At 32.4% G+C, this 1,323-nt stretch carries 1 protein-coding gene and 1 pseudogene; one reads left to right on the forward strand and one right to left on the reverse strand.

Features of this window, described 5'->3' with window-relative positions; genetic code table 11:
- Nucleotides 1–6 precede the first annotated feature (6 nt).
- Nucleotides 7–396: pseudogene (locus AC1DTM_RS26820) on the reverse strand (SMI1/KNR4 family protein); the annotation flags it as partial.
- 245 nt (nucleotides 397–641) lie between these two features.
- Between AC1DTM_RS26820 and AC1DTM_RS26825 the strand changes: the two are divergent.
- Nucleotides 642–1,274, forward strand: a complete 633-nt coding sequence (locus AC1DTM_RS26825; protein WP_016104857.1) for a cupin domain-containing protein — start codon at nucleotides 642–644, stop codon at nucleotides 1,272–1,274.
- Nucleotides 1,275–1,323: the final 49 nt, after the last annotated feature.

A 1,323-nucleotide genomic window follows, 5' to 3' on the forward strand; every position in this document is an offset into this window, starting at 1 on the left:
CTTTTAATCCGGATCAACGTCTATTGCAATATTATTTCCACCAGCGTCATTACTAATTGGTATCCATTTTCCATTTGCATATTTTTCTTTAATATAATTTTTTGGTATAGAATATGCATCAAAATCAAATGGTTCTCCATCTTCAACCTTTTTCCATATTCTCCACTCATCTAAAACTTCATCTAACGAGAGAAATGGCAAACCAAAAAATAATCCTGGTCCAGATTTAACCTCACCGTTATGCGTGAGATAAAGCATACGTAATTCATCTGGAAACGAAATTCCCATTTCACTTTCGACATATTTAATTTCTTCTATTGTTGCAGGTGCATTCAAAAACGGTTTAAAGTGATTTTTCAATTCAACTTCTAACTCTTTTAAAATAGTTTTATTCATTCCCTACACTCCCCTTGTATTCCATAATAAAAAAAGCGCTATCAATCACATTAATTGTAATTAATAGCACTTTTTTTCGCAACCAAACTAACTTTATACTATTTCATCGTAATCCAATCAGACTGCATACATACTAACGTTTTTATTTTAAAAAAACTAAAACCATCAGCCCTTCACATTTCAATAACTAGACTCATACCCTAATTTCAGATTGCAATACACCATAAGAAAGGCGGGTAATACAAATGACTTCTAATATCGACTACACTTCCCCCTCAACTAATTTCACTCATGATTTAAATAAAAGTAATTTTTTTAAGAAAGATGCTCAAAATTATATAAACGTACTTGGCATCAAACAATTAAACACATTAGAAAACACTTCTTTATTAGATATATATTTAAGCACAGGTAATGTTGTAGAACCACACATCCATCAAAATGCAGCTGAACTCGTTTACTGTATTTCAGGATCCGCTGTCGTTTCTTTACTTAATCCATTTACGAATCAAATATTAAACTTACCGATAAAACCAGGGCAAGTTGCTAATATCCCACAAGCTTGGTGGCATTATGAAATCGCCACAACAGATAATACACATCTATTAGCCATTTTTGATGCCCCAACTCCTGAAGTTATTTTTGGATCTGATATTTTAAGGTTAACTCCATCAAACATTATGGCCCATACTTACTGTCTCGATGAACAACAATGGAAACAAGCCATTTCTCCAATTCAATCTACTACAGTAATTGGTCCACCAGCAAACTGTAATCAAAACCGTGGAACGATAAACGAACCAACTCAAACCTCTATTCAACAACAAAATCTATATTATCAAGATTCATACTATTTCCCTCCATATTGGGGCTACTGATTTAATTCATTTCTATTAGAAAAATATAATTCATCTCCTTGGAAAATAC

Source organism: Bacillus sp. P4_D3 (assembly GCF_056401855.1).

What these genes read in the sequence shown, in the direction of transcription:
- AC1DTM_RS26825 (WP_016104857.1), top strand. Translation starts at nt 642, where the DNA reads ATGACTTCTAATATCGACTACACTTCCCCCTCAACTAATTTCACTCAT.